Genomic DNA, 25165 nt, shown 5'->3' on the forward strand with positions numbered 1-25165 from the left:
AGTCAGCAGGCGCAGCCGTCGTGCGAGTTCTGCCGCGACGGTGTGCACAGCGTGCTGTAGATCTTGCCTTCCGCACTGAATCGAAACGAGGCGCGAATGCGCAGCGAGCCCGCGATGGAGTATTCGAGATCGACACCGTGGGGTGTGGGCTTGATCTCCTCCAGCCCGAAGCCGGCCGAGGAGAAGCCGCTCAACCGTGGTCCCCAATAGCTTTCGAGCTCGCGCCTGCCGCGATAGCGCTGCATACCGTTGCACGTGCATTCGAGCTCGGCATCGTCCGTATAGAGGTCGAGCAGCGCCGCAAGGTCGCCTCTCCGGCAGGCATCCACCCAATCGACGACAATTCCCATCTGATCAAAATCGCTCACGCCTGAATCCTGACCGCAGCAAAAATTTGCGTGCGCCTTCGGATCACACTCGTGAATGTGCGCGGAATAATAAAGTCCGGGCGATACCGGGTTCCCTCGGGGAAGCTGCGGGAACCTAACTTCGTCGCCGGCCCCTCATCCAGACACCGAAGGCAATCAGCACGGCGCCTGCGAGCGTGAACCAGGTGATGGCGTATTGCAGATGATCGTCCTTCAGATGGACGTCGAGCGGTCCGGGACGCGGAATGTTGTTCTCCGGCGCCGGCTGCTCCAGGTCGATGTAGAACGGTGCCACTGCGCCCCAGCCGAGCGCGCTGGCGATCGCCAGATGATCGCGCACGAACCAGAGCCGCTTGTCGCGGTTCTCCGCCGGCGTCAGCCAGCCCGGCGCCTCCGGGAAACGCAGATAGCCGGTGAGCGCGACGGGCTGGCCCGTCACGAGCTTCTTCACCGCGCGATCCTCGACACTGCGATCCTGCATCGTGTTCTCGACGAAGCCGGTATCTATCACGACCGTCTCGCCGCTCGGCAGCCGCGCCGGCAGGAACGCCCAGGTGCCGGGGCCGGAAGCATCCTTGCGCACGGCGGAGCCGGAGGAATAGACCATCGCGTCAGCCAGCGGCGCGTACGTCGCGGTGAGGCTGACGCGGCGGAATTCGTCACGCGCCGGATTCAGCGCGGCCCATTGCGCGGGCGGCGGCAGCGCGATGGGTGCAGCCGCAAGACGCTCGGTGAGCGCCGCGATCAGCTCGTGCTTAGCGGCGCGGCGCTGCAACTGCCAGGCGCCGAGCGCGACAAACACGGCGGTCAGGAAAAGCGTGAACAGCGCGAAGCCGGCCACGCGAGGCTTGCGCGCGGTGTCGTTCATTTCTCGCGGTCGACCAGCCGGCCAGGCGCAGCCTTGTGGTGGAACTGCAGCGCGATCAACAGCGACTTCATGGAGCGCAGCGGCAGTAGCGTGGTGGCGAGGATCAGCGGCAGCCAGAGCACCGCATGCAGCCAGAACGGCGGCTGGTATTTGACCTCGACGACGAGCGCGCAGCCGACCACGATCGCGCCGGCCAGCATGATAATGAAGATCGCCGGACCGTCGCCGGAGTCGATGAAAGCGTAGTCGAGGCCGCAACGGTCGCAGCTAGGTGCGAGTGTCAGGAAGCCCGCATAGAGCTTGCCCTGGCCGCAGCGCGGGCATTTGCAGGCAAGTCCGCGCATCGCGCTCTGCAGGACTGTGGTTTCGGACCCGGATGTACCGGCGGGCTCGTTCATGACGGCAAACTCTATCACACTTTCCGCCGAAACTTCCGGCGCTCGAAAAGGCGAAAGGGCGGCCCTGCGGCCGCCCTTTCTGATCAATCTGTCGTGGCTCAGTGCGCGCCGTGGGCCATGGTCTCGGCACCGTGTCCCCAGACGTAGATGCAGAGGAACAGGAACAGCCAGACCACGTCGACGAAGTGCCAGTACCAGGCGGCGAATTCGAAGCCGAGGTGCTGCTTCGGCGTGAAGTGGCCGGCATAGGCGCGGGCGAGGCACACGATCAGGAAGATGGTGCCGACCAGCACATGGAAGCCGTGGAAGCCGGTGGCCATGAAGAAGGTCGCGCCGTAGACGTTGCCGGCGAATGAGAACGCCGCGTGGCTGTACTCATAGGCCTGCACGCAGGTGAAAAGCGCGCCGAGCACGACCGTGAGAATCAGGCCGTACTTGAGACCCTGGCGATCGTTCTCGAGCAGCGCGTGGTGCGCCCAGGTCACGGTGGTGCCGGAGGTGAGCAGGATCAGCGTGTTCAGGAGCGGCAGATGCCAGGGATCGAAGGTCTCGATGCCATGGGGCGGCCAGGTGCCCGGCACGGAGCAGGCGCCGGCCTGGGTGCCGAGGCCGCAGCCGAACACCGCGTCGCGGGTGGCGTGGACGGCGTCGGCCGGGAACAGCGCGGCGTTGAAATAGGCCCAGAACCAGGCCACGAAGAACATCACCTCGGAGGCGATGAACAGGATCATGCCGTAGCGGTGATGGAGCTGCACGACGCGGGTGTGGTCGCCCTTGTACTGGGCTTCCTTGATGACGTCGCCCCACCAGCTCGCCATCGTGTAGAGCACGCCGACGGTGCCGACGCCGAACACGATCGGCGCCGCCGCGAACATGTGATGCATCCAGGCGATCGCGCCGACCGCCATGATGAAGGCCGATAGCGAACCGACGGCGGGCCAGGGAGAGGGATCGACCAGGTGATAGTCGTGATGCTTGGTTTGCGCCGTAGCCATTTGCGGTCTCTCTCCTCAATCCCGTGCCTGTCCGGCACTTATCCCCTTGTTTCCAACCCCTGCGGCGTGAGCCCGGCGATCAGAGATTTCCTTTGCGTTTGTCGTCCTCGCCCGATGCGAGCGGTTTCACCACCGGATCGCGCACCGGATAGAACGTGTAGGACAGCGTGATCGTGTTCAGTCCGTCGTTCTCGTGATCGTCGGCGATCGACGGATCGACGTAGAACACGACCGGCATCTCCCGCTTCTCACCGGGCGCCATGGTCTGCTCGGTGAAGCAGAAGCAGTTGATCTTCTGGAAGTAGGAGCCGACCGTCAGCGGCGCGACATTGTACGCAGCCTGGCCCGCGGTGGTGCGCGCAGCCTGGTTGGTCACGGTGTAGAAGACCGTCGTGACCTGGCCGATATTGACCTCGATCTCGTTCTGCTCCGGCTCGAACTTCCAGGGCAGGCCGGGCGCGACGTTGGAATCGAAGCGCACCAAGATCTTTCGGGCGATCGGTCCGGTCGCAGGCGCGGAGGTCGCGACCTGGGTCGTGCCGTTGAAGCCGGTGGCACGACAGAACCAGTTGTAGAAAGGCACCGCCGCGTAGGACGCGCCGACCATCAACGCGACAACGCCGCCGCAGATCGAGGCGACGAACGCGTCGCGGCCAAGGCCCTTGAAAGGACCTCGCCCCTTCTTGGCCGTCCGGCTCTGATCCCGCGATATGGTCGGCTTCTGATCCATCTTCCCTACATCGGCCGGACTAGGACTGCCGGTCCCTTGACCATGGTGACGGCGAAGAACAGCACAACGAGCACGCCGAGCGCGAGCGCGATCGCGATCGAGCGCTGCCGACGGCTCTTCTTCTGCGCCTCGGTGAGGACGATTCCATCTGGCTCGGGTTTGTCAGCCATCCCAGCCTCATGCGCCCCATGCCATCGGAGCAAGCGCCCGGAACACGACTTCGGCCAGCAGGGTCGCGAACAGTCCAAACAGATACAGGATCGAGAAAGCAAACAGCTTGCGCGTGGCGCGCAGTGACTGGCTGCGCTCGCGACGCATATAGACATTGATGGCGAGCACCAGCATGCCGGCGCCCAGGATCAGCGAGATGACGCCGTAGACGGCGTCGAAATAGCCTAGCGCCCAAGGCGCGGCGGCCACCGCGATCAGGACGATGGTGTAGAGCAGGATCTGAAGCCGCGTCGCGTCGGGACCGGCGACGTTGGGCAGCATCGGAATGCCGGCGCGCGCGTAATCGTCGGAGCGGAACAGCGCCAGCGCCCAGAAGTGCGGCGGGGTCCAGAAGAAGATGATGGCGAAGAGAAGCAACGGCTCGACGTCGACCTTGCCGGTCACGGCGGCCCAGGCGACCACCGGCGGCAGCGCGCCGGCGGCGCCGCCGATCACGATGTTCTGCGCGGTCCAGCGCTTCAGGCCCATCGTGTAGATCACGACGTAGAAGAAGATCGTGAAGGCGAGCAGCGCGCCCGCGATCCAGTTGACGAGGATGCCGAGCGTCATCACCGAGAAGAAGGCGAGCGTCATGCCGAACGCCATCGCCTCGGGACGGGTGATACGGCCACGCGGGATCGGCCGGTTCGCCGTGCGCGACATCTTGGCGTCGATGTCACCTTCGAGCGCCATGTTGAGCGCGCCCGAGGCGCCGGCGCCGACCGCGATGCAGAGCAGCGAGGTGATCGCCAGCACCGGGTGGAAATACCCGGGCGCCATCGCCATTCCGACCAGCGCGGTGAAGATCACCAGCGACATGACCCGCGGCTTGAGCAGCGCAATGTAGTCGCCAACCTCCGCTTCCGAGATGCGGGGGGTGATGTCGACGGCGTTGTGGTCGAGGACGGACACTAGTTCAACTCGCTTCGTTATAGAGCCGCGGCGCCCATGACGGGCGCCGCGGGAGATCGCTTACTGCACGCGGGGCAGCACTTCGAACTGGTGGAAGGGCGGCGGCGAGGACAGCGTCCACTCCAGCGTGGTCGCGCCCGCTCCCCACGGATTGTTGCCTGCCGGCACCTTGCGGGCGAAAGCATCGATCACGCAGTAGAGGAAGATCAGCACGCCGAAGCCGGAGATGTAGGAGCCGACCGACGACACCAGGTTCCAGCCCGCGAAGGCGTCCGGATAGTCGACATAGCGGCGCGGCATGCCCGACAGGCCGAGGAAGTGCTGCGGGAAGAACACCAGGTTGACGCCGATGAAGGTGACCCAGAAGTGCGCCTTCGCCAGGGTCTCGTTGTACATGTAGCCCGTCATCTTCGGGAACCAGTAGTACCAGCCGGCGAAGATCGCGAACACCGCACCGAGCGACAGCACGTAGTGGAAGTGCGCGACGACGTAGTAGGTCTCCTGGAGCACGCGGTCGACGCCCGCGTTCGCCAGCACGACGCCGGTGACGCCGCCGACCGTGAACAGGAAGATGAAGCCCACGGCCCAGATCATCGGGGCGCGGAAGTCGATCGAGCCGCCCCACATCGTGGCGATCCACGAGAAGATCTTTACGCCGGTCGGAACCGCGATGACCATTGTGGCGGCGACGAAATAGGCCTGCGTCGCCGACGACATGCCGACCGTGTACATGTGGTGCGCCCACACCACGAAGCCGATGCCACCGATCGCGACCATGGCGTAGGCCATGCCGAGATAGCCGAACACGGGCTTGCGCGAGAAGGTGGAGACGATCTGGCTGATCATGCCGAAGCCGGGCAGGATCAGGATGTACACCTCGGGGTGACCGAAGAACCAGAACAGGTGCTGGAACAGCACGGGGTCGCCACCGCCATCGGGCGCGAAGAACGTCGTGCCGAAGTTGCGGTCGGTGAGCAGCATGGTGATCGCACCGGCGAGCACCGGCAGCGACAGGAGCAGCAGGAATACCGTCACCAGGATAGACCACACGAACAGCGGCATCTTGTGCAGGGTCATGCCCGGCGCACGCATGTTGAAGATCGTGGTGATGAAGTTGATGGCCCCGAGGATCGACGAGGCACCGGCAAGGTGCAGTGCCAGGATCGCGAAGTCGACGGCCGGACCCGGATGGCCCGAGGTCGACAGCGGCGCGTACATGGTCCAGCCGGCGCCGACGCCGTTGGCGCCCGGCTCGCCCTCAACGAAAGTCGAGCAGAGCAGCAGCGCGAAGGAGGCCGGCAGCAGCCAGAACGAGATGTTGTTCATGCGCGGGAACGCCATGTCCGGCGCACCGATCATCAGCGGCACGAACCAGTTGCCGAAGCCGCCGATCATCGCGGGCATGACCATGAAGAAGATCATGATCAGGCCGTGCGAGGTCACGAAGACGTTGTAGGTGTGCGTCTCGTGGAAGATCTGCACGCCCGGATACATCAGCTCTGCGCGAATCGCGATCGACATCGCGGCACCGATGATGCCGGCGATGACCGCGAAGATCAGGTACATCGTGCCGATGTCCTTGTGGTTGGTCGAATAGACGTAGCGCCGCCATCCGGTTGGATGGGCGTGCTCGTCATGCGCGTGATCGCCGTGTGCCGCTGCGCTCGTTGCCATTTTCAAATCCTGCCTTGCGTCCCGTTCGGACCTTTGGAGGTCCCGCCCTTATCTTTCAGTCCCCTTGAACCTTCACCCGGCGCTTACTGCGTCGGGCCGGCCGCGGAGGCGTAGGTGCTGGTGCCGCCGCTCGCATATTTCTTCTTCGCGGCCTCGACCCAGGAGGCGAACTCCTGATCGTTCACCACGCGGATCGCGATCGGCATGAAGGCGTGATCCTTGCCGCACAGTTCGGAGCACTGACCGTAATACATGCCGGTCTTGGTGGCCTTGAACCAGGTTTCGTTCAGCCGACCCGGAATGGCGTCGATCTTGACGCCAAAAGCCGGCAGCGCGAAGGCGTGGATGACGTCGGCGCCGGTGGTCTGGACGCGAATCACCTTGTTGACCGGCACCACCATCTCGTTGTCGACACCGAGCAGGCGGGGCTGCTTGTCCTGGGCCATCAGCGAGTCGAACTCGAACTTGCCGTTGTCAGGATAGGCATAGGACCAGTACCACTGCTTGCCGGTCGCCTTGACGGTCAAATCCGCCTTCGGAATGTCGAGCTGGAGGAACAAGAGGCGGAACGACGGCACCGCGATGCCGACCAGGATCAGCACCGGAACCAAGGTCCACACCACCTCGATCAGCGTGTTGTGGGTGGTCCGCGACGGCACCGGATTGGCCCTCGCGTTGAACTTGACGACCACGATCACGAGCAGCGCCAGAACGAACAGCGTGATCACTGTGATCAGCACGAACAGGAAATTGTGGAACCAGACGATGTTGTCCATCACCGGCGAACCGGATTGCTGGAGCGTCCACTCCCACGGCGCCGGTTGCCCGAGCTCGGCGAATGCCGAACCGCCCGTCGCCAGCGTCAGACCCGCCACGGCCAATCCCAGCAAGTGCCGGCCCATCCGGCCCATCGACATCCTCATGCCGTTCGCGCTCCCCTTACGAAGTCACCCCAAGTGCACCCCCCTGTTTCCGGGAAATGCTTATTCGATCCGCCCGCCTGACAAACCGCCGCACAAGAATACCTCTAAGAGGAATTGGGGCCAGATCGCTAGAACGCCGAAATCAAGCCTCTCAAACCATAATTCTTGATCTATCGCAATGCAGTCTTGAGCCCCTTCTGTCAGCGATCACCCGCAAGATATTTCCTAGTAACATCAGACAAAAATACCGTTTCCCGGGATGCTGCGGCTTGACAGCGGAATTGCCCGCGTTAGGCACGGGCAGCCAGCCGCGCAGGAGCCTGATTCGTGCGAACGATGGCGGTGCAAGGCGGCGCGGAATTTGCTTGGGAATCGCCTTCAAGACGCCGTCATTCCCGTATCAGTCCGTCAGGTGCGAGCGACCCAGGCGAGCAGAGGGACCGACCCGATGGGGTTTTCGAGATGCATGGCAAGGCAGGCTACAAGGCAGGCTAACGGCCTCTCGGCGCTGGCAGCCCTGCTGACTGCGGTCGTCTTCCTGGCGCTCCCCGGCCTCGCCCATGCGCAGGGCGCGGTGCGCTCCGTCCATGGCGATTGGCAGATCCGCTGCGACACCCCGCCGGGCGCCCAGACCGAGCAATGCGCCCTGATCCAGAGCGTGGTGGCCGAAGACCGCTCCAATGCGGGCCTGACCGTGATTGTGCTGAAGACCGCCGACCAGAAGAGCCGCCTGATGCGCGTGGTTGCCCCCTTGGGCGTCCTGCTGCCCTCCGGCCTCGGGCTTAAGCTCGACAACCAGGACGTCGGTCGCGCCGGCTTCGTCCGCTGCCTGCCCAACGGCTGCGTCGCCGAGGTCGTCATGGACGACAAGCTGCTCGGACAGCTCCGCACCGCCAAGACCGCGACCTTCATCATCTTCGAGACCCCCGAAGAAGGCATCGGCTTCCCGCTCAGCCTGAACGGACTCGGCGAGGGCTACGACAAGCTGCCGTAGACGGCGGACCGGCAGAGAACCTATTGTTTCCGTAATGTGAGGCTTCGCGCCCTCGCGGAACCGATCCGAAACCATTATCTTGCCCCACATCCCCCGATAATGGACGGACGCATGACCAACCCTGCCACAACCTCCCTGCTCGACCGTGCCAATCTCGACCGCGACCAGGTTCGCCACGAGGTCGCGCGCGGGCTTGCCGGTGCCGACGACGGCGAATTGTTCCTGGAATACAGCCAGACCGAAGCGCTGATGTTCGACAATGGGCGGCTGAAGCAGGCGACCTACGACACCTCGCAGGGCTTTGGCCTGCGCGCCGTCAAGGATGACGCGGTCGGCTATGCTCATTCATCCGACGTATCGCTGCCGGCGCTGATTCGCGCCGCCGATGCGGTCGCAGCGGTTCGCGGCGGCTACTCCGGCAGCTTCGCAGCGCCGCCCCCGCACACCAATGTGCGGCTCTACGGCGACGACAATCCGCTGGACGCACCGGGCTTCGAGACCAAGGTCAAGCTGCTCGCCGAGATCGACGCTTATCTGCGCGACAAGGATCCGCGGGTGCGGCAGGTCAGCGTCAGCCTGGGTGCGACCTGGCAGGTCGTCGAAATCCTGCGGCCCGACGGCGAGAGCTATCGCGACATCCGCCCGCTCGTGCGCGTGAACATTTCCGTCGTCGCCGGTCAGGGCGACCGCCAGGAGAGCGGCAGCAAGGGCTATGGCGGCCGCGCCGGCTATGCGGAATTCATCGAGAGCAAGAACTGGCGCGATGCCGCCGACGGCGCGCTGCGCGAGGCGTTGGTCAATCTGGAATCGATTCCGGCTCCGGCTGGCGAAATGGACGTCGTGCTGGGTGCCGGCTGGCCGGGCGTGATGCTGCACGAAGCGGTCGGCCATGGCCTCGAAGGTGACTTCAACCGCAAGAAGACCTCGGCGTTTGCCGGCCTGATGGGCCAGCAGGTCGCGGCCAAGGGCGTCACCGTGGTCGACGACGGCACCATAGCCTCGCGCCGCGGCTCGCTGTCGATCGACGACGAGGGCACGCCGACCAACCGCACCGTGCTGATCGAGGACGGCATCCTGGTCGGCTACATGCAGGACCGTCAGAACGCGCGCCTGATGAATATGAAGCCGACCGGCAACGGCCGCCGCCAGGGCTATGCCCATGTGCCGATGCCGCGCATGACCAACACCTACATGCTCGCGGGCGACCGCGATCCGGCCGAGATCCTCGCTTCCGTGAAGAACGGCGTCTTCGCCGCGAATTTCGGCGGCGGCCAGGTCGACATCACCTCGGGCAAATACGTGTTCCAGTGCACCGAGGCCTACAAGATCGAGAACGGCAAGATCGGCGCGCCCCTGAAGGGCGCCATGCTGATCGGCAACGGGCCGACCGACCTGCATCGCATCCGCATGATCGGCAACGATCTCGCGCTCGATACCGGCATCGGCACCTGCGGCAAGAACGGCCAGGGCGTGCCGGTCGGCGTCGGCCAGCCGTCGCTTCTGATGGAACGCATTACGGTGGGTGGAACGGGCGCATGAGTGTCGAGAAGGTGACTGTCACCCCCAAGCGGAAGAGCAGCGGCTGGGGTGGGCAAATCGTTCAACTCGCCGGCATCGTTGCCGCCGTGTTCATCGCCAAGGGCGCGCTTGCCGAGCCGTTCTACGTGCCGTCGGGCTCGATGGAGCCGACGCTCCTGATCGGCGATGCGCTGCTCGCCTCCAAATTCCCCTATGGCTACGGCACCTCGTCGCTGCCGATCCAGATCAACCTACCCGAGAGCGGCCGCGTCTTCGCGGAGACGCCGAAGCAAGGCGACGTCGTCGTCTTCCGCTGGCCGGGCGACCGCTCGCAGGCCTGGGTCAAGCGCGTCGTCGGACTTCCCGGCGACCGCATCCAGATGCGCCAGGGCCAGCTCTTCATCAACGACCGCCCCGCCGAGCTGAAGCCGGATGGCGTCGGCGCGGCCGAGGACGACAATGGCGGTAGCGAGCCCGCCCACCGCTATGTCGAGACGCTGCCCAACGGTGTCTCGCATCTGATCTTCAAGATGCGCGACAACGGTCCGCTCGACAACACGCCGGAGGTGACGGTGCCGGCCGGCCATCTCTTCGTGCTCGGCGACAACCGCGACAACTCCGCCGACAGCCGCGTGCCCTTGCGCTCCGGCGGCGTCGGCCTCCTGCCGATCGACAACCTCGTCGGCCGCGCCGATGCCGTGCTCGGCTCCTGGGATCTCGGCATCCGCGGCCAGCCGGTATGGACCTGGCTGTCCGGTTTCAGGCTCGCCAGGTTCTTCACCGCCGTGCATTGACGCCGCTCCTCATGGTGAGGAGCGCGTCGCGCGTCTCGAACCATGAGGCCCGCGGCCCATCCTTCGAGACGCCGCGCAAGAGCGCGGCTCCTCAGGATGAGGACTTCGATTGCGGAGACGTCAGATGACCTTCGACGACGTCAGAAACTTGGTGCTGACGTGGCCGGAGGTCGAAGACGGCACCTCCTACGGCACGCCGGCGCTGAAAGTGCGCAAGAAGATGCTGGCGCGCCTGAAGGAGGACGGCGACAGCCTGGTGCTGCCGGACGTGCCGATCGACGAGCGCACGATGCTGGTCGAGAGCCAGCCCGGGATCTTCTATTTCACCGCTCACTATGCCGACTATCCGATCGTGCTGATCCGCCTGTCGAACGCGAAGCGCGCGATCGTCGAACCGTTCCTGCGGCGGCGCTGGCGCGCGCTGGCCTCGAAGGCGGCGCGCGCCCAGCATGACGCGCGCGAGGGCGCATGAGCGGCGCGATGGACGAGGCGCACTTCCTCGCGCTGGCCCTGAGGAATCCGGTCAATGTTGCGATCATCGAGGAACTCCATCGGCTCGCGGTGCCGGATGCGTGGCTGGTCGCAGGGTGCCTCGCGCAGACGGTGTGGAACGTGCTCACGAAACGCGCGATCGATCACGGCATCTCCGACTACGACGTATTCTACTTTGACCCTGACACCTCCTGGGAAGCGGAAGACACGGTGATCCGCAAGCTGCATGCGCGGCTCGGGCATCTCGGCGCCAAGGTGGAGATCCGCAACCAGGCGCGCGTGCATCTGTGGTATCCCGACAAGCACGGCCTGCCTTATCCGCCCTTGAAATGTTCGACGGATGGCATCGACCGCTTTCTCACCCAGAACACGCAGGTTGGCGTGAGGCGCTCGGGCAATGGCTACGAGGTCTACGCACCGCACGGCTTCGGAGACATTGCAGGGCTGATTGCGCGGCCCAATCGGGCGCCGAATTTTTCCGCAGCGAATTACGCCACGAAGGCGGAGCGATGGAAGACGCTGTGGCCGGAGATTTCGGTGATCGCGGCGGAGTGAGATCTCGTAGGGTGGGCAAAGCGTAGCGTTCCCACCGACAGGGCGCGATTGCCGAGAGACGGTGGGCACGGCGCGAGTGCGCCTTTGCCCACCCTACGGCGCATCCGTTACCGCACCACGCCGGACGTGAACCCCGCCTTGCGGCGCGGCGGCTTGATTTCCTTTTTCAGGAAACACCGCGCCTCTCGGCCGGTGTAGCCGGGACGCGCATAGGTGAAGGCGCGGCATTTGTTGTCGGCAGTGCAGGCGGCCTTGCAAACCTCTACGCCCTCGCCTTCCTTGAGCTCGAAATTGCGCAAGTCCCCGCCGGGGCGATCGATCGACGTTTCCACGCCTTCGATCCGCGGCTCGATCACGCCGGCACCGCGCACCCCGGAGATGCAACAGCTTCCCGCCACGCGCGCCGGCACCGTATTCTTCAGCCAGCACACCGCCGAACCGCCTTCGACGTCGGGATAGCTGAAGCTCCAGGAACGGCAGCGACGATCGCGCTCGCACAGCAGCGCGCAATCCTCGGGGTCGCCTGACGGGATCGGCGTGCTGAAATAGTCGCCGCCGGGCCGGTCGAATGCCGTCTGGGCGCGCGCCGGCAAGCTCGCAAGCATAAGCAACAGCAGCGCGGCACAGGCCACGACGCTTGCCATGACGCCCCCCAGGCAGGCGGCCCTTCCCCATCGGAACAGCTTTCGAGTTATTGACGACGCTCAGGTTTTTTCAGCCGGTCATTTGATCGCCGCAAACCTGTACGGGCGATGAACGGCCTCGACCTTGTGCGTTGGCCTATCGGACTAGAGCCCCGTTCCGATAGAATCGGAACGGGGCTCTAGATTTTAGTTTTGACGCGTTTTCTTTACGCGAACCGGTATCCACTTCGCTCGAAAACGCTCTAGAACGCGTATTCCGCGTAGGCCGGTTCCACCGAACCCTTCCAGGGTCCGTTGAACTTGTCGAGCATCTCCTCGGCCGGCGTCCGGCCGGAATCGACGATACGATCGAGCGGCTCCAGATGCCGGCTCTCGTCGCGGCCGAGCTGGTCGACCTGGCCGCGCCGGCGCAAGCCGGCATGTGCCAGAACGAGGCATTCCTTGGCGATCTCGAAGAGATAACGGTCCTTGATGCGCGCCTTGAAGCCGAAGCGCGGCACGTCGTCGCGCAAGGCCTGACGCTCGTGCGCGCTCCAGTGCTTCACCATGTCCCAGGCGGCGTCGAGCGACACATCGTCGTAGAGCAGTCCGACCCAGAACGCCGGCAACGCTGGCAGCCGGCCCCAGGGGCCGCCGTCAGAGCCACGCATCTCGAGATAGCGCTTCAGCCGCACTTCGGGGAAGATCGTCGAGAGATGGTTGGCCCAGTCCGACAGCGTCGGACGCTCGCCGGGCAGGTTGTTGTTGCGGCCGTCGAAGAACGCGCGGAACGAGGAGCCCGACACGTCGATGTACTCGTCGCCGCGCTTGACGAAGTACATGGGCACGTCGAGCGCGTAATCGACATAGCGCTCGAAGCCCATGCCGTCCTCGAACGCCCATGGCATCATGCCCGCGCGCGCATTGTCGGTGTCGCGCCATATCTCGGAACGGAAGGAAAGAAAGCCGTTCGGCTTGCCTTCGGTGAACGGCGAATTGGCGAACAAGGCGGTCGCGACCGGCTGGAGCGCGAGCGAGACGCGCAGCTTCTTGACCATGTCGGCTTCGGAGCAGAAGTCGAGATTGGTCTGCACCGTGCAGGTCCGGTACATCATGTCGAGGCCGTACTGGCCGACCTTCGGCATGTAGTTGGTCATGATCTTGTAGCGGCCCTTGGGCATCACTGGGATGTCGGCGCGCGACCAGGACGGCGTCATGCCGAGGCCAAGGAAGCCGATGCCGAGCGGCGTTGCGATCTCGCGCACCTGCGCCAAATGCGCCATCAACTCGCTCTGGGTCTGGTGCACGTTCTCGACCGGTGCACCGGACAGCTCGAACTGTCCGCCGGGCTCGAGCGAGATCGCGCCGCCGCCTGTGACGTCGTAGAGGCCGATGATGTTGCCCTTCTCCATGATCGGCTCCCAGCCGAGCAGGAGCTTCATGCCTTCGAGCAGGGCGCCGATGCCGCGCGCGCCTTCGTAGGGCACCGGACGGTGCCCTTCGAGCGTGAACGGCGTCTTCTCGTGCTCGGTCCCCATGCGGAATTCGGACCGGGGCTTGCAGCCGGCCTCGAACCACGCAACGAGTTCGTCGCGTGATTGCAGCGGCGTCATATCGATCTGGTCTCGCGCCATATCAAACTCTAATCAAAAGCGCTTCGATCGAATGCGCGCGGGTGACGGGACGGCCCGCGAACCCACCGGGCGCGCGGACATGCTGGTTTGCCGCGCGATCATCGCAACGGCGTGCTTTCGTTGACGCTGACGGGCGGCAGCTTCACCTCGCCGCACGAACAGCCCAGACGGTCGAGCAGACCGCTGAGCCTGACGGCATCGGCATCGGACAGTTTCGAGCCGACATATTTCTCGATCGCAGCGGAATAGGCCCCCCACATCCGCTTCTGCAATTCGCGGCCAGCCTCCGTAATCTCGACGAACTGGCCGCGCTTGTCGATCTTGCATTCGCGCCGGGAGGCGAGGCCCTCGTCGACCAGCCGGTCGATCAGGCGCGAGGTGGAGTATTGCGGGATCAGCATCTGCCGTTCGAGTTCCACCGGCCGCAGCTCGCCGGAGGGCGCGCGTGACAATTCGAGCAGCGCGTCATACCAGGCGAGCGGCGGGAACCCCGCCTTCTTCAGGTCCTGCTCGACGCAGTCGAGCACGCGGCTCTGCACCCGCATCAGGCGGATCCAGGCGGCAGTTGCCTCGGTCGATGGTTTGCGTTTCATGGTCCCGCTCAAGCTCGTCGCCCGCTCTTTACCTCACTCGATGCACCTGCATCAATCTTGACTATTTCATGCAGACGCATGTAGTCGTTCTTTCGCTCCAACCAAGCATCAAGAGGAGGAAATTCCATGAAACTGTACTATTCGCCCGGCGCCTGCTCACTCTCCCCCCACATCGCGCTCCTGGAAGCCGACCTGCCCTATGAGCTGGTCAAGGTCGATATCCGGGCCAAGAAGCTCGAAAATGGTGAGGATTATCTGAAGCTGAACCCCAAGGGCCAGGTCCCTGCACTGGGCCTCGACAGCGGTGAGATCGTGACCGAAGGGCCGGTGATTGTCCAGATGATCGCCGACCAGGCTTCAGGCAAGGCGCTGGCGCCGGCCCGCGACAGCTCCGAGCGCTACAAGCTGCTCGAATGGCTGAACTTCCTCACCTCGGAGGTGCACAAGAGCTTCGGTCCGCTGTTCGCGCCGGCGCTGAATGATGAGGCCAAGGCCTTCTTCAAGGACCGCGTCATGGGCAAGCTGAAGTACATCGACAGCCAGCTCGCCGGCCGCGACTACCTCATGGGCAAGCAGTTCACGGTCGCCGACGGCTATCTCTTCACCATGCTGACCTGGGGCGACCGCATGAAGTTCGACCTCTCGGCAATGCCGAACTTAACCGCCTACAAGGTCCGCGTCGCAGCACGGCCCAAGGTGCAGGAAGCCCTGAAGAAAGAAGGGCTGGCGCAGGCCGCCTGAGGCGCGACAGCGATCAATCTCCACAGGGCCGGGTCGACGATCCGGCCCTTTTTGTTTGCCGAAGGACGGCGCGGCCTGGGCAACCCCGCCGGATCATCGTACCTTTAATTAGACTAGCCTTATAAACTCACGTTCGCCAAAGGTAAGTAATGCTGTCTTGTCAGCACCCGCAAAGCGAGCGAGCTTGAAGAAATTGGTCGAAGAGTATCTGGCTCTCATCGGAGTTGAACTTGACGATTGCCTTCGTCCTGATCGTCGCAAGTACGCTGGTGGGAATAGCGACAGGCTACGTTTTCAGGATCTGGGCACTGGTCCTGATCTCTCCGCTCGTCGCAATTTCTTCGGCGATTGTTCTTCGTGCCCATGAATTCGGGATGATGGCGGGCGTGACCGTCATTGCCATCTGCCTTGTCGCCTGCCAGCTCGCCTACCTCGCCGCAACCTATCTGCTGCACGCGCGGAATGTTTCATCCCATGACGAAGTCGACGGCAAACCAGGCGAGATAAGCGAGCAGAAAATCCGCAGCCAGCACAAGTAACGCCAAGACCGCCCAAAGCACTGGCCCCTTGCGGCGCAGGCGTGCCGGCTTTTGTCGTGGCGAGAGGCGCCCTGTCGCCGACGCGGCAGCATATTTCGCGGCGAGATCGCGACCGAGCGCGGTCTTCCGCAGCACCAAAGAGTTCATCAAGGACACTTTCTTATTTCGTCTTCGACTTGCCGGTGGAATGGCAAGTGTCCCGACAAGGTTCATGACCCTGAACCAACGCAACAGTAGTGCGAGGGCCAAGCAAAAGAACGGCGCCGCTTTGACGCGCCTATGACAATTGCGCGGCACGCCGCGACTCTGGCGCGGTTCCTACGGGACCTCTGTCGCAAGTTCCACAAACGCGAAGAGATTCTGACGCAACTGTGATGATGTCGCCAAAAACAAGAAGGCCGGATCGATGATCCAGCCTTCTGTTCTCAAGCGAAACTCAGACGATCAGGCAGCAGCCGCCTTCTTCGGAGCGAAACGGCCGTAGAAGGTTTCTCCCTTCGCAGCCATCTCCACGAGAAGTTTCGGCGGGGTGAAGCGCGAGCCGTACTTCGCTTCGAGCTTGTGGCAGAGCTCAACGAACTTCTTCGTGCCCATGAAGTCGATGTAGGACAGCGTGCCTCCGGTGAACGGCGCGAAGCCGAAGCCGAGGATCGAGCCGACATCCGCCTCGCGCGGATCGGTGATGACGTGGTCCTCGACCGTGCGCGCGGCTTCCACCGCCTGCACCACCAGGAAGCGCTGCTTCAGTTCCTCGACGTCGAGCGTGTCAGGATCGAGCTGCTTCGGCTGCAGCGCCGAGAGGCCCGGCCACAGGCTCTTCTGGCCCTTGCCCTTCTCAGGGTAATCATAGAAGCCCTTGCTGTTCTTGCGCCCCAGACGGCCCTGCTTCTCGACCAACTCCACCATCAGCTTCTTCTGGTCGGGGTTGATCGCGTTGGGGCCGAGATCGGCTTCGGTGGCCTTCATGATCTTGAGACCGAGGTCGAGCGCGACCTCATCCGACAGCGAGAGCGGGCCGACCGGCATGCCGGCCATCTTGGCGCAGTTCTCGATCATCGCCGGCGGCACGCCTTCGAGGAACATTTCGTTGCCTTCGGCGACGTAACGGCCGACGCAGCGATTGGCGAAGAAGCCACGGCTGTCGTTCACCACGATCGGCGTCTTGCCGATGGTGCGGACGTAGTCGAGCGCGGTGGCGAGCGCAACGTCGCCGGTGTTCTTGCCGAGGATGATCTCGACCAGCATCATCTTCTCGACCGGCGAGAAGAAGTGGATGCCGACGAACTTGCCCTGGTCCTTGAAGCTTTCGGCGAGCGAGGTGATCGGCAGCGTCGAGGTATTCGACGCGAAGATCACGTCCGGCTTCAGATATTCCTGCGCCTTGGCAAAGGTCTCAGCCTTGACCTTGCGGTCTTCGAACACGGCCTCGATGACGAGGTCGACGTCCTTCAGCGCAGCGTAATCTGCGGTCGGCGTGATGCGCGCGAGCAGTGTTTCGGCGTCCGTGGACTTGGCGCGGCCCTTCTTGATCTGCTCCTCGATCACCTTCTGCGCATGCGCCTTGCCCCTGTCGGCGCTCTCCTGGTCGCGATCGATCAGGACGACGTCGAGCCCAGCGCGGGCCGAGACGTAGCCGACGCTCGCGCCCATGAAGCCGGCGCCGATCACGGCGATCTTCTTCACCTTGGTCGCGGGCACGTCCTTCGGACGGCGCGCGCCCTTGTTGAGCTCCTGCATCGACAGGAACAGGCTGCGGATCATCGCCGCCGCTTCCTTCGAGCGCAGCACCGAGGTGAAGTAGCGCGACTCCACGCGCAGCGCGGCGTCGATCGGCAGCTGCAGGCCTTCATAGACGCAGCTCATGATCGCACGCGCGGCCGGATAGTTATCGTAAGTCTCGCGACGATAAATCGCGTTGCCGGCCGGGAACATCATCATGCCGGCCTTGGAGAACACCGGACCACCCGGCAGCCTGAAGCCCTTCTCGTCCCAGGGCGCGACCGCCTTGCCGCCACCCTTGATCCAGTCCTTCGCGGCCTTGATGAGATCGGCCCTGGGAACGATCGCGTGAATCAGATTCAGCGCCTTGGCCTTCTCGACCGTGACCGGTTCGCCCTTGAGCAGGATGGTCATCGCGTCCTGCGGCTGCACCAGGCGCGGCACGCGCTGCGTGCCGCCGGCGCCGGGGAACAGGCCGACCTTGACCTCGGGGAGGCCGAGCCGCGTCTTGGGATTCTCCGCCGCCACGCGATAGTGGCAGCACAGCGTGATCTCGAAGCCGCCGCCGAGCGCGAGGCCGTTGATCGCGGCCGCCCACGGCTTGCCGGAGGTCTCAATGGAGCGCAGCACCAGCGAGAAGCGCCGGCTCTGCTCGAACAGCATCTGATTCGCCGCAGTCTCGCCCTGCTCCTTCAGGACCTTTGCGTAGGCCTGGTTCATGCCTTCGAGCATCGACAGATCGGCGCCGGCGCAGAACGCGTCCTTGGCGGAGGTGATGACGACGCCCTTCACGGCGGCATCCGCCGTGGTCTCTTTCACGATCGCCTCGAGCTCGTTGGTCGAGGTTTCGTCGAGCACGTTCATCGAACGGCCGGGGATGTCCCAGGTGACGAGCGCGATACCGTCGGCGTCGGTCTCAACCTTGAAATTCTTGTAAGCCATGTTGGTTGCTCCCTACCCTTAGACGCGCTCGATGATGGTCGCGGTGCCCATGCCGCCGCCGATGCACAGCGTCACCAGCGCGGTCGACTTGTTGGTGCGCTCGAGCTCGTCGAGCACGGTCCCGAGGATCATCGCACCGGTGGCGCCGAGCGGATGGCCGAGCGCGATCGCACCGCCATTGACGTTGATCTTGGCGTTGTCGATGTCGAAGGCCTGGATGTAGCGCAGCACGACGGAGGCGAAGGCCTCGTTGAGCTCGAACAGGTCGATGTCCGACTTCTTCATGCCGGAGCGCGCAAACAGCTTCTCGGTGACGTCGACCGGGCCGGTCAGCATCATCGCTGGCTCCGAGCCGATATTGGCGAAGGCGCGGACCTTGGCGCGCGGCTTCATGCCGTATTTCGCACCCGCTTCCTTGCTGCCCAGCAGGACGGCGCCGGCGCCGTCGACGATGCCCGACGAATTGCCGGCATGGTGCACGTAGTTGACGCGCTCGATCTCCGGATGCGACTGCACCGCGACGCCGTCGAAACCGCCCATCTGCGCCATCATCGTGAACGACGGCTGGAGCTGCGCCAGCGACTGCATCGTGGTCGAGGGACGCATGTGCTCGTCCTTGGCGAGGATGGTGAGGCCGTTGATGTCCTTCACCGGCACCACGGACTTGTTGAAGCGACCCTCGTCCCAGGCCTTGCCCGCCCGCTGCTGGCTCTGCACCGCGTAAGCGTCCACGTCGTCGCGCGAGAAGCCGTACTTGGTGGCGATCAGATCGGCCGAGACGCCCTGCGGCATGAAGTAGGCAGGCACCGCCATCGAGGGATCCATCGGCCAGGCGCCGCCGGAGGCACCGATGCCGACGCGGCTCATCGATTCGGCGCCGCCGCCGATCACGAGCTCATGCTGACCGCTCATCACTTGGGCGGCGGCAAAGTTCACGGCGTCGAGACCGGAGGCGCAGAAGCGGCTGATCTGCACGCCTGGCACGGCTTCGCCGAGGCCCGCCTTGAGCGCCGCGAAGCGCGCGATGTCGGAGCCGGCTTCGCCGACAGGATCGACCACGCCGAGGATGACGTCGTCGACAGAATCTTCCGGCAGGTTGTTGCGATCCTTGAGCGCCTTCAGCGGCACCGCGGCGAGCGCGAGCGCCGTGACTTCGTGCAGCGCACCGTCGGCCTTGCCGCGGCCGCGCGGGGTACGAACGTGGTCGTAGATGAATGCCTCAGGCATGACGCCCTCCTGCTGATATGACGGTTATAATATAATAGCGAGCGGGCCTTTAGAAGGCTTCCGCCGGCAGTTCCATGATGGTGCCGCAGCCGGCCTGGATACGCGCGAGATTGGCCGCGGTCTCCGGCAGCATGCGCTCCATGAAGAAGCGGCCGGTGACGAGCTTGGTCGAGAGATAGGGCGTCGCCCCGCTCTCGGCAATCTTCGCCTGCGTCACCTTGGCCATCCGCGCCCACATGTAGCCGAGCGCAACGAAGCCGAAGAGATGCAAATAGTCGGTCGCGGCAGCGCCGGCATTGTCCGGCTTCATCATCGCGTTCTGCATCAGCCAGGTGGTCGCCTGCTGGAGGTGGCCGAGCGAAGCCGAGAGCGGGGTGATGAACGGCTTCATCGCCTCGTCGCCGCCGTTCTCCTTGGCGAAGGCCATGACTTCGCCAAAGAAGGCCATGATGGCGCGGCCGCCGTCGCGCGGCAGCTTGCGGCCGACAAGATCGAGCGCCTGGATGCCGTTGGCGCCTTCATAGATCATGGCGATGCGGGCATCGCGCACGAACTGCTCCATGCCCTGCTCGGCGATGTAGCCGTGGCCGCCATACATCTGCTGCGCCTGCACCGCGTTGGCGAAGCCGTAGTCGGTGAGGAAGCCCTTCAGCACCGGCGTCATCAAACCCATGTGATCGTCGGCGGCCTGACGGTCCTTGGCATCCTCGGAGCGGTGGGCGACGTCGCTCTTCAGCGCGGTCCACATCACGAAGGCGCGCGCGGCCTCGTTGAAGGCGCGGATCGAGAGCAGCGTGCGGCGCACGTCCGGGTGCACGATGATCGGATCGGCCGGCTTGTCCGGCGCCTTCGCGCCGGTGAGCGAACGGCCCTGGATGCGCTCGCGCGCATAAGCCACGGCGTTCTGATAGGCGACTTCGGACTGCGCGAGGCCCTGCACGGCGACGCCGAGGCGGGCCTCGTTCATCATCACGAACATGCCCTGCATGCCCTTGTTCTCTTCACCGATCAGCCAGCCGGTGGCATTGTCGTAGTTCATCACGCAGGTCGAATTGCCGTGAATGCCCATCTTGTGCTCGATCGAGCCGCACACCACGCCGTTGCGTTGCCCCACCGAACCATCGGCATTCACCAGGAATTTCGGCACCACGAACAGCGACACGCCCTTGATGCCGGCGGGTGCGCCCTCGATGCGCGCGAGCACGAGATGGATGATGTTCGGGGCGAGGTCATGCTCACCGGCCGAGATGAAGATCTTGGTGCCCGTGATCTTGAAGCTGCCGTCGGCCTGGCGCACCGCCTTGGTGCGGAGCATGCCGAGATCGGTGCCGCAGTGCGGCTCGGTCAGGTTCATGGTGCCGGTCCACTCGCCGGCGACCATCTTCGGCACGTAGGTCTTCTTCTGCTCGGGCGTGCCATGCACCAGCAGCGCCGCGGTCGCGCCCATGGTGAGACCGCCATACATCGAGAACGCCATGTTGGCGGAGATCTGGAATTCGTTGACCGCCTGGCTCAGCGTCACCGGCAGGCCCTGGCCGCCGAACTCCTGCGGCACCGACAAGCCGAGCCAGCCACCTTCCGCGACCTGCTTGAAGGCGTCCTTGAAGCCCTTCGGCGTGGTGACGCTGCCGTCGTCGGCGCGCTTGCAGCCTTCGAGATCGCCGACGCGGTTGAGCGGCTGGAGCACTTCCTCGGCGAGCTTCGCCGCTTCGCCCAGGATCGCCTCGCGCACGTCGCTCGACGCGTCGGAGAAGCCGGGCAGATTGTCGTAGCGATCAATCTGGAAGACGTCGTTGAGCAGGAAGTTCACGTCTTCGACGGGGGCTTTATAGATCGGCATGGCGTTCTCCCGGCATGTGGCTTGAAGTAATTGGGCCTTGAATTGGTAATGCTTGCTTGAATCCTGCGGCGCAGTTTTTACCCGCGAGCTTAGCGGGTTCGGCAACCTTAGGGCAGTGTCATGATTGGGCGGCCAGCTGCTCCGCCATCAGGCGATGCAGCATGTTGATCGCCTTGAGCGGGCGCACCATCACCTTGAAATGCGTGATGCGTCCCTCGCTATCGAAGGTGATGATGTCGACGCCGTTGATCTCGATGCCGTCGATCACATTCTTGAATTCGAGCACGGCGCCGTTGGCGCTCTTCCACTCGCCGACATAGGTGAAGCCGGGACCGCCAAGGACCTTCTCGGCGCTGGAGAGATATTTGAAGGTGATGTCGCGTCCGCGCTGCGGCGAATGCACGACGGGACTTTCGAAGACGGCGTCAGGATGCAAGAGGTCCCAGAGCGCGGCGCGGTCATGAGACTTCGTGAAGGCGTACCAGGAAGCGAGGCCGGTCATTGTCAGGATGCCTCCCTAGATCAAGGCCATGGCAAAAAACTCGAAAACAACCCCATGCACAGTAGCGCGAAGGGCTGGTACAGGGGGTCTGGAGCTCACCACATATGCACATTGACGCATATGCACCAATGCGCATAAAGTCAAGTCAATTGGTCGGGACCTCTAAAAGGGAGTTGGTGCCATGGCACTCGGCGACGCAATCCTCGCATGCCTGACGGAACGTCCGATGACGGGCTACGAGCTCGCCAAGACATTCGACTCTTCGATCGGCTTCTTCTGGAAGGCCGACCACCAGCAGATCTACCGCGAACTCTCCAAGCTGCGCGACCGCGGCTACATCCAGGGCCGCGAGGTTGTACAGTCAGGCAAACCCAATAAACTCATCTATACGCTCACTCCCGAGGGCCGAACAGCGCTGCGGCACTGGGCCGCGCGACCAAGCACACCGCCCTCGATCAAGGACGACCTCCTGGTGCGGCTGCATGCGCTCGACAGCATCGACATCGAGCCCATGCGCGCCGACCTGATGGCCCGGCTGGAGCACCATCGCGACCGGCACGAGAACTACGAGCGGATCCTCAAGAAGCGTTTTCCGGAGGGGACGGCGTCGGGAGTGCTCGACCTCGGTAACCTGATGCTGCTCCGCCTCGGTGCCCGGCACGAGCAGATGGTGGCCGATTTCTGCGAAGAGGCACTCGATGCGCTGTCGGCGATGAGCGGCAAGGGCACGGTGGTGCCGCTGGAGGACGGCAAGCGCGAGGGGAAGGGCTGAGACTGTCGGGTCCGACGCAATAGGAAACTGTCACCACACCCACCGGCGTCATGCCCCGCGAAGGCGGGGCATCCAGTACTCCGAGACAGCGCGGCCAGAACTCGAGCCGCCGCGGCGTACTGGATCGCCCGCCCCAGTGCGCAATTGCGCACAGGGCGGACGATGACAGCGGAGTGTTTGGCGGCAGCAAGTCGCAAAGGGTGCAATCACGCCCCGGATGTGCCCCCCGGTTCCCGCCCGCCCAACTTTAAGACTGCGGCGACGCGTTCCTTAACCCGTTATTTACCGTAACAGGAAAAAGTCGGTTTTCGAGGCAGACGACCCTCGCGGAATTCGATTGTCTTTGCAATCGGCGCGCGTGGGAGGCTGGAGGCGCCGGGTGGGGCGCCGGAGTCGGAACCGGACAGAGTCATGAATTCGCGCGTATCGTGGAGTGTTGACGGCATCGATCCATCCGTCCGGGAGCGGGCCGAAGCTGCTGCGCGCCGTGCCGGCATGTCACTCAACGATTGGCTGAACTCCACGCTCGGCGAATCTGCCCCGCCCAACTTTCGCGGACCCTACGACCAGCGTCCGCAACACATGCCGAACCAAGTACCGAGTCAGGAAAGCCGCGAAGTCGCCGACATCCATCAGCGGCTCGACGCGATCACCCAGCAGATCGAACGGATTTCGAAGCCCGCGCCGCGCCAGGACGTCTCGCGCGAGCAGGGCGTTGCGCGCCAGCTGAACGACGCAATCTCGCGACTCGATGCGCGGTTGTCGCAGATCTCGCGGCCGCAGCAGCCCCAGCCGCAGCAGCCTCGGGCGCCGCGGCCGGCGGCGCCACCGGTCGAAACGCGCCAGCGTCAGGCCGATGCGGTCGAGCGCGCGGCGGCGCAGGTCTATCGCAGCTCGCCGCCGCTGAGCCCCGCTTCGTTCGACGTCGCGGTCGCCGAGATCACGGCGCGGCAGAGCGAGCTCGACGCCTTTGCGCCGCGGCAGATGCCGCCGCGCACAGCACCCTCCATCGCGCCCACGGCGGCTCCGATGGCGCCGCCCGCGCCTGCCTATGCTCCGCCGCTATCGCAGCCGGGGCCGGACTTCTCGTCGCTCGAGCGCCACCTGCTCAAGATCACGAGCCAGATCGAATCGCTGCAGCGCCCGGACAATACCGAGCAGGCGATCGCCGCCTTCCGCAGCGAGCTTGCCGAGATCCGTCACGCCATCACCGAGGCGATGCCACGGCGCGCGATCGAATCGATCGAGAACGAGATCCGTTCGCTGCACCGTCGCATCGACGAGACCCGCTCGTCCGGCACCGACGGCCAGGTCCTGTCCGGCATCGAGCACGCGCTGTCCGACATCAAGCAGGTGCTGCGCACGCTGACGCCGGCCGAGCAGCTCACCGGCTATGACGAAGCGATCCGCAATCTCGGCGCCAAGCTCGATCTGATCCTGCGCGCCAATGACGATCCCTCAACGGTGCAGCAGCTCGAAGGCGCGATCTCGGCGCTGCGCGGCATCGTCTCCAATGTCGCATCCAACGAGGCGCTGGTCCGGCTCTCCGACGACGTGCAGTTGCTGTCGTCCAAGGTTGACCAGGTCACCCGCTCCTCCGGTCACAGCGACAGCTTTGCGGTGCTGGAGCAGCGCATCGCGGCGCTCACCGCCGCGCTGGAAACGCGCGAGCGGCCGACACCTGCCGAGAGCACCGAACATCTGGAAGCCGCGATCCGCGCGCTGTCGGACCGTTTCGACCGCATGCAGGTCGGCAACGACTCCGCTTCGACCTTCGCGCATCTCGAACAGCGGGTCTCGTACCTGCTGGAGCGGATCGAAACCGCCTCCGATCCGCGCAACAGCAATCTGAGCCGCGTCGAGGACGGGCTGCACGACATCCTGCGGCACCTGGAACGGCAGCAGGCGACCTATTCCGCGCTGGCCGAGAGCCGCAATTCCGCGCCGCCTTCCGATTCCGGAATGGTCGATCTCGTCCAGCGCGAGCTCTCCGACATCCGCTTCAGCCAGGCCGAGACCAGCCGGCACACCCAGGACTCGCTCGAAGCCGTTCACAACGCACTCGGCCATGTCGTCGATCGCCTCTCCATGATCGAGGGCGACCTGCGCGCGGTGCGCACGGCACCACCAACCCCCGCGCCCCAGCCGATGCCGATGGCCGCCCCCATGGAGCCCGGGCCTCTGGAGCCCGCGCCGATGGCGCGCGAGCTGCGGCAGCAGCAACAGCAACCGAATTACGATCCGAAGCCGGAGCTGCCGAACCCGGCCGCCGCGCAACAACCACCGCAGGCCGCCTTCGTCGCCGCACCGCGCGAATTCCATGCCGCCGCACCGGCCGCGCAGCCGCCAGCGCCGATGACGCCGCCCGCTCCGCCGCGCGCGATCAGCGAAATCCTCGAGCCGCACGCGGCGCCTGCGCGTGTTGCGCTCGCGCCCGAATTGCCGCCGGATCATCCGCTCGAGCCCGGCACGCGACCGAATGGACGCGTCGCCACGCCATCGGAGCGCATCGCCGCGTCCGAAAACGCGATCAGCGAGATCCCCGCCGCGCCAAAGGAGCCGGTGTCGTCGTCGAGCTTCATTGCCGCCGCGCGCCGCGCCG

24 protein-coding genes and 1 pseudogene are annotated in these 25165 nt (G+C 64.6%); 9 read left to right on the forward strand and 16 right to left on the reverse strand.

Features of this window, described 5'->3' with window-relative positions:
- Positions 1–2: 2 nt before the first annotated feature.
- The 9 genes from AC630_RS35510 to coxB all read right to left on the reverse strand — a co-directional run bounded on the left by AC630_RS35510 (position 3) and on the right by coxB (position 7078).
- Positions 3–368, reverse strand: a complete 366-nt coding sequence (locus AC630_RS35510; protein ID WP_074123058.1) for a nuclear transport factor 2 family protein — start codon at positions 366–368, stop codon at positions 3–5.
- Between the two features lie 115 nt (positions 369–483).
- Positions 484–1236, reverse strand: a complete 753-nt coding sequence (locus tag AC630_RS35515) for an SURF1 family protein (protein WP_074123059.1) — start codon at positions 1234–1236, stop codon at positions 484–486.
- Entirely contained in the window at positions 1233–1634 is a 402-nt protein-coding gene (locus AC630_RS35520) for a DUF983 domain-containing protein (RefSeq protein ID WP_074123060.1), read from the reverse strand. The genes AC630_RS35515 and AC630_RS35520 overlap by 4 nt, the downstream gene beginning before the upstream one ends.
- A 98-nt stretch (positions 1635–1732) precedes the next feature.
- Complete coding sequence (locus tag AC630_RS35525; protein WP_074123061.1) at positions 1733–2629, reverse strand: cytochrome c oxidase subunit 3; 897 nt, start codon at positions 2627–2629, stop codon at positions 1733–1735.
- Positions 2630–2708: 79 nt separating this feature from the next.
- Positions 2709–3359 carry a cytochrome c oxidase assembly protein gene (locus AC630_RS35530; protein ID WP_074123062.1) on the reverse strand — a complete coding sequence of 217 codons (651 nt, stop codon included), beginning with the start codon at positions 3357–3359 and terminating at the stop codon, positions 2709–2711.
- A 5-nt stretch (positions 3360–3364) separates the two neighbouring features.
- Positions 3365–3529: a cytochrome c oxidase system small membrane protein gene (locus AC630_RS35535; RefSeq protein ID WP_018644977.1), complete on the reverse strand. Its 165-nt coding sequence runs from the start codon at positions 3527–3529 to the stop codon at positions 3365–3367.
- Positions 3530–3536: 7 nt separating this feature from the next.
- Positions 3537–4481 carry a heme o synthase gene (locus AC630_RS35540; RefSeq protein ID WP_074123063.1) on the reverse strand — a complete coding sequence of 315 codons (945 nt, stop codon included), beginning with the start codon at positions 4479–4481 and terminating at the stop codon, positions 3537–3539.
- A gap of 60 nt (positions 4482–4541) precedes the next feature.
- Positions 4542–6155, reverse strand: coding sequence for a cytochrome c oxidase subunit I (ctaD, locus tag AC630_RS35545; RefSeq protein WP_074123064.1), 1614 nt, complete (start codon positions 6153–6155; stop codon positions 4542–4544).
- An 83-nt stretch (positions 6156–6238) separates the two neighbouring features.
- Complete coding sequence (gene coxB, locus AC630_RS35550; RefSeq protein ID WP_074123065.1) at positions 6239–7078, reverse strand: cytochrome c oxidase subunit II; 840 nt, start codon at positions 7076–7078, stop codon at positions 6239–6241.
- A 448-nt stretch (positions 7079–7526) separates the two neighbouring features.
- Between coxB and AC630_RS35555 the strand changes: the two genes are divergently transcribed.
- The 5 genes from AC630_RS35555 to AC630_RS35575 all read left to right on the forward strand — a co-directional run bounded on the left by AC630_RS35555 (position 7527) and on the right by AC630_RS35575 (position 11431).
- Positions 7527–8072 (forward strand): invasion associated locus B family protein, encoded by a 546-nt coding sequence (locus tag AC630_RS35555; RefSeq protein WP_074123066.1) that lies wholly within the window; start codon positions 7527–7529, stop codon positions 8070–8072.
- Between the two features lie 111 nt (positions 8073–8183).
- Positions 8184–9611: a metalloprotease TldD gene (gene tldD / locus AC630_RS35560; RefSeq protein WP_074123081.1), complete on the forward strand. Its 1428-nt coding sequence runs from the start codon at positions 8184–8186 to the stop codon at positions 9609–9611.
- The gene (gene lepB / locus AC630_RS35565) at positions 9608–10384 is read left to right on the forward strand and encodes a signal peptidase I (RefSeq protein ID WP_074123067.1); all 777 of its coding nucleotides are present in this window, start codon (positions 9608–9610) and stop codon (positions 10382–10384) included. Before tldD ends, lepB begins: the two co-directional genes overlap by 4 nt.
- A gap of 124 nt (positions 10385–10508) precedes the next feature.
- A complete protein-coding gene (locus tag AC630_RS35570) occupies positions 10509–10856 on the forward strand; it encodes an MmcQ/YjbR family DNA-binding protein (RefSeq protein WP_074123068.1) in 348 nt (115 codons plus the stop codon).
- Between the two features lie 8 nt (positions 10857–10864).
- A complete protein-coding gene (locus AC630_RS35575; RefSeq protein ID WP_074123082.1) occupies positions 10865–11431 on the forward strand; it encodes a nucleotidyltransferase family protein in 567 nt (188 codons plus the stop codon).
- A gap of 107 nt (positions 11432–11538) precedes the next feature.
- Here AC630_RS35575 and AC630_RS35580 read toward each other — a convergent pair whose 3' ends face one another.
- The 3 genes from AC630_RS35580 to AC630_RS35590 all read right to left on the reverse strand — a co-directional run bounded on the left by AC630_RS35580 (position 11539) and on the right by AC630_RS35590 (position 14281).
- The gene (locus AC630_RS35580; protein ID WP_074123069.1) at positions 11539–12075 is read right to left on the reverse strand and encodes a PAN domain-containing protein; all 537 of its coding nucleotides are present in this window, start codon (positions 12073–12075) and stop codon (positions 11539–11541) included.
- Positions 12076–12317: 242 nt separating this feature from the next.
- Positions 12318–13688, reverse strand: coding sequence for a glutamate--cysteine ligase (locus AC630_RS35585; protein ID WP_074123070.1), 1371 nt, complete (start codon positions 13686–13688; stop codon positions 12318–12320).
- 98 nt (positions 13689–13786) lie between these two features.
- Positions 13787–14281, reverse strand: a complete 495-nt coding sequence (locus AC630_RS35590; protein WP_074123071.1) for a MarR family winged helix-turn-helix transcriptional regulator — start codon at positions 14279–14281, stop codon at positions 13787–13789.
- A 126-nt stretch (positions 14282–14407) separates the two neighbouring features.
- On the opposite strand from AC630_RS35590, the gene gstA reads away from it, so the two are divergent.
- Both gstA and AC630_RS35600 read left to right on the forward strand, forming a co-directional pair.
- Complete coding sequence (gene gstA, locus AC630_RS35595; RefSeq protein ID WP_074123072.1) at positions 14408–15022, forward strand: glutathione transferase GstA; 615 nt, start codon at positions 14408–14410, stop codon at positions 15020–15022.
- Positions 15023–15252: 230 nt separating this feature from the next.
- Positions 15253–15561: a hypothetical protein gene (locus tag AC630_RS35600; protein ID WP_083636498.1), complete on the forward strand. Its 309-nt coding sequence runs from the start codon at positions 15253–15255 to the stop codon at positions 15559–15561.
- A 444-nt stretch (positions 15562–16005) separates the two neighbouring features.
- On the opposite strand, the gene AC630_RS35610 is transcribed toward AC630_RS35600, so the two are convergent.
- The 4 genes from AC630_RS35610 to AC630_RS35625 form a co-directional block, all read right to left on the reverse strand.
- The gene (locus tag AC630_RS35610; RefSeq protein WP_074123073.1) at positions 16006–18222 is read right to left on the reverse strand and encodes an FAD-dependent oxidoreductase; all 2217 of its coding nucleotides are present in this window, start codon (positions 18220–18222) and stop codon (positions 16006–16008) included.
- Positions 18223–18240: 18 nt separating this feature from the next.
- Positions 18241–19449, reverse strand: a complete 1209-nt coding sequence (locus AC630_RS35615) for an acetyl-CoA C-acetyltransferase (RefSeq protein ID WP_074123074.1) — start codon at positions 19447–19449, stop codon at positions 18241–18243.
- 49 nt (positions 19450–19498) lie between these two features.
- Complete coding sequence (locus AC630_RS35620) at positions 19499–21289, reverse strand: acyl-CoA dehydrogenase C-terminal domain-containing protein (RefSeq protein ID WP_074123075.1); 1791 nt, start codon at positions 21287–21289, stop codon at positions 19499–19501.
- A 118-nt stretch (positions 21290–21407) separates the two neighbouring features.
- Complete coding sequence (locus tag AC630_RS35625) at positions 21408–21791, reverse strand: nuclear transport factor 2 family protein (RefSeq protein ID WP_074123076.1); 384 nt, start codon at positions 21789–21791, stop codon at positions 21408–21410.
- A 181-nt stretch (positions 21792–21972) separates the two neighbouring features.
- Here AC630_RS35625 and AC630_RS35630 point away from each other — a divergent pair, with 181 nt between their 5' ends.
- Positions 21973–22563, forward strand: a complete 591-nt coding sequence (locus AC630_RS35630) for a PadR family transcriptional regulator (protein WP_074123077.1) — start codon at positions 21973–21975, stop codon at positions 22561–22563.
- A gap of 411 nt (positions 22564–22974) precedes the next feature.
- Positions 22975–25165, forward strand: a pseudogene (locus AC630_RS35635) (hypothetical protein); the annotation flags it as partial.

Origin of the sequence: Bradyrhizobium sp. AS23.2 (assembly GCF_001908185.1) — a bacterium.
GTDB lineage: Bacteria > Pseudomonadota > Alphaproteobacteria > Rhizobiales > Xanthobacteraceae > Bradyrhizobium.

What these genes read in the sequence shown, in the direction of transcription:
- AC630_RS35515 (WP_074123059.1), bottom strand. Translation starts at nt 1,236, where the DNA reads ATGAACGACACCGCGCGCAAGCCTCGCGTGGCCGGCTTCGCGCTGTTC.
- AC630_RS35520 (WP_074123060.1), bottom strand. Translation starts at nt 1,634, where the DNA reads ATGAACGAGCCCGCCGGTACATCCGGGTCCGAAACCACAGTCCTGCAG.
- AC630_RS35525 (WP_074123061.1), bottom strand. Translation starts at nt 2,629, where the DNA reads ATGGCTACGGCGCAAACCAAGCATCACGACTATCACCTGGTCGATCCC.
- AC630_RS35530 (WP_074123062.1), bottom strand. Translation starts at nt 3,359, where the DNA reads ATGGATCAGAAGCCGACCATATCGCGGGATCAGAGCCGGACGGCCAAG.
- AC630_RS35535 (WP_018644977.1), bottom strand. Translation starts at nt 3,529, where the DNA reads ATGGCTGACAAACCCGAGCCAGATGGAATCGTCCTCACCGAGGCGCAG.
- ctaD (WP_074123064.1), bottom strand. Translation starts at nt 6,155, where the DNA reads ATGGCAACGAGCGCAGCGGCACACGGCGATCACGCGCATGACGAGCAC.
- coxB (WP_074123065.1), bottom strand. Translation starts at nt 7,078, where the DNA reads ATGAGGATGTCGATGGGCCGGATGGGCCGGCACTTGCTGGGATTGGCC.
- AC630_RS35555 (WP_074123066.1), top strand. Translation starts at nt 7,527, where the DNA reads ATGGGGTTTTCGAGATGCATGGCAAGGCAGGCTACAAGGCAGGCTAAC.
- tldD (WP_074123081.1), top strand. Translation starts at nt 8,184, where the DNA reads ATGACCAACCCTGCCACAACCTCCCTGCTCGACCGTGCCAATCTCGAC.
- lepB (WP_074123067.1), top strand. Translation starts at nt 9,608, where the DNA reads ATGAGTGTCGAGAAGGTGACTGTCACCCCCAAGCGGAAGAGCAGCGGC.
- AC630_RS35570 (WP_074123068.1), top strand. Translation starts at nt 10,509, where the DNA reads ATGACCTTCGACGACGTCAGAAACTTGGTGCTGACGTGGCCGGAGGTC.
- AC630_RS35575 (WP_074123082.1), top strand. Translation starts at nt 10,865, where the DNA reads ATGGACGAGGCGCACTTCCTCGCGCTGGCCCTGAGGAATCCGGTCAAT.
- AC630_RS35580 (WP_074123069.1), bottom strand. Translation starts at nt 12,075, where the DNA reads ATGGCAAGCGTCGTGGCCTGTGCCGCGCTGCTGTTGCTTATGCTTGCG.
- AC630_RS35585 (WP_074123070.1), bottom strand. Translation starts at nt 13,688, where the DNA reads ATGGCGCGAGACCAGATCGATATGACGCCGCTGCAATCACGCGACGAA.
- AC630_RS35590 (WP_074123071.1), bottom strand. Translation starts at nt 14,281, where the DNA reads ATGAAACGCAAACCATCGACCGAGGCAACTGCCGCCTGGATCCGCCTG.
- gstA (WP_074123072.1), top strand. Translation starts at nt 14,408, where the DNA reads ATGAAACTGTACTATTCGCCCGGCGCCTGCTCACTCTCCCCCCACATC.
- AC630_RS35610 (WP_074123073.1), bottom strand. Translation starts at nt 18,222, where the DNA reads ATGGCTTACAAGAATTTCAAGGTTGAGACCGACGCCGACGGTATCGCG.
- AC630_RS35615 (WP_074123074.1), bottom strand. Translation starts at nt 19,449, where the DNA reads ATGCCTGAGGCATTCATCTACGACCACGTTCGTACCCCGCGCGGCCGC.
- AC630_RS35620 (WP_074123075.1), bottom strand. Translation starts at nt 21,289, where the DNA reads ATGCCGATCTATAAAGCCCCCGTCGAAGACGTGAACTTCCTGCTCAAC.
- AC630_RS35625 (WP_074123076.1), bottom strand. Translation starts at nt 21,791, where the DNA reads ATGACCGGCCTCGCTTCCTGGTACGCCTTCACGAAGTCTCATGACCGC.
- AC630_RS35630 (WP_074123077.1), top strand. Translation starts at nt 21,973, where the DNA reads ATGGCACTCGGCGACGCAATCCTCGCATGCCTGACGGAACGTCCGATG.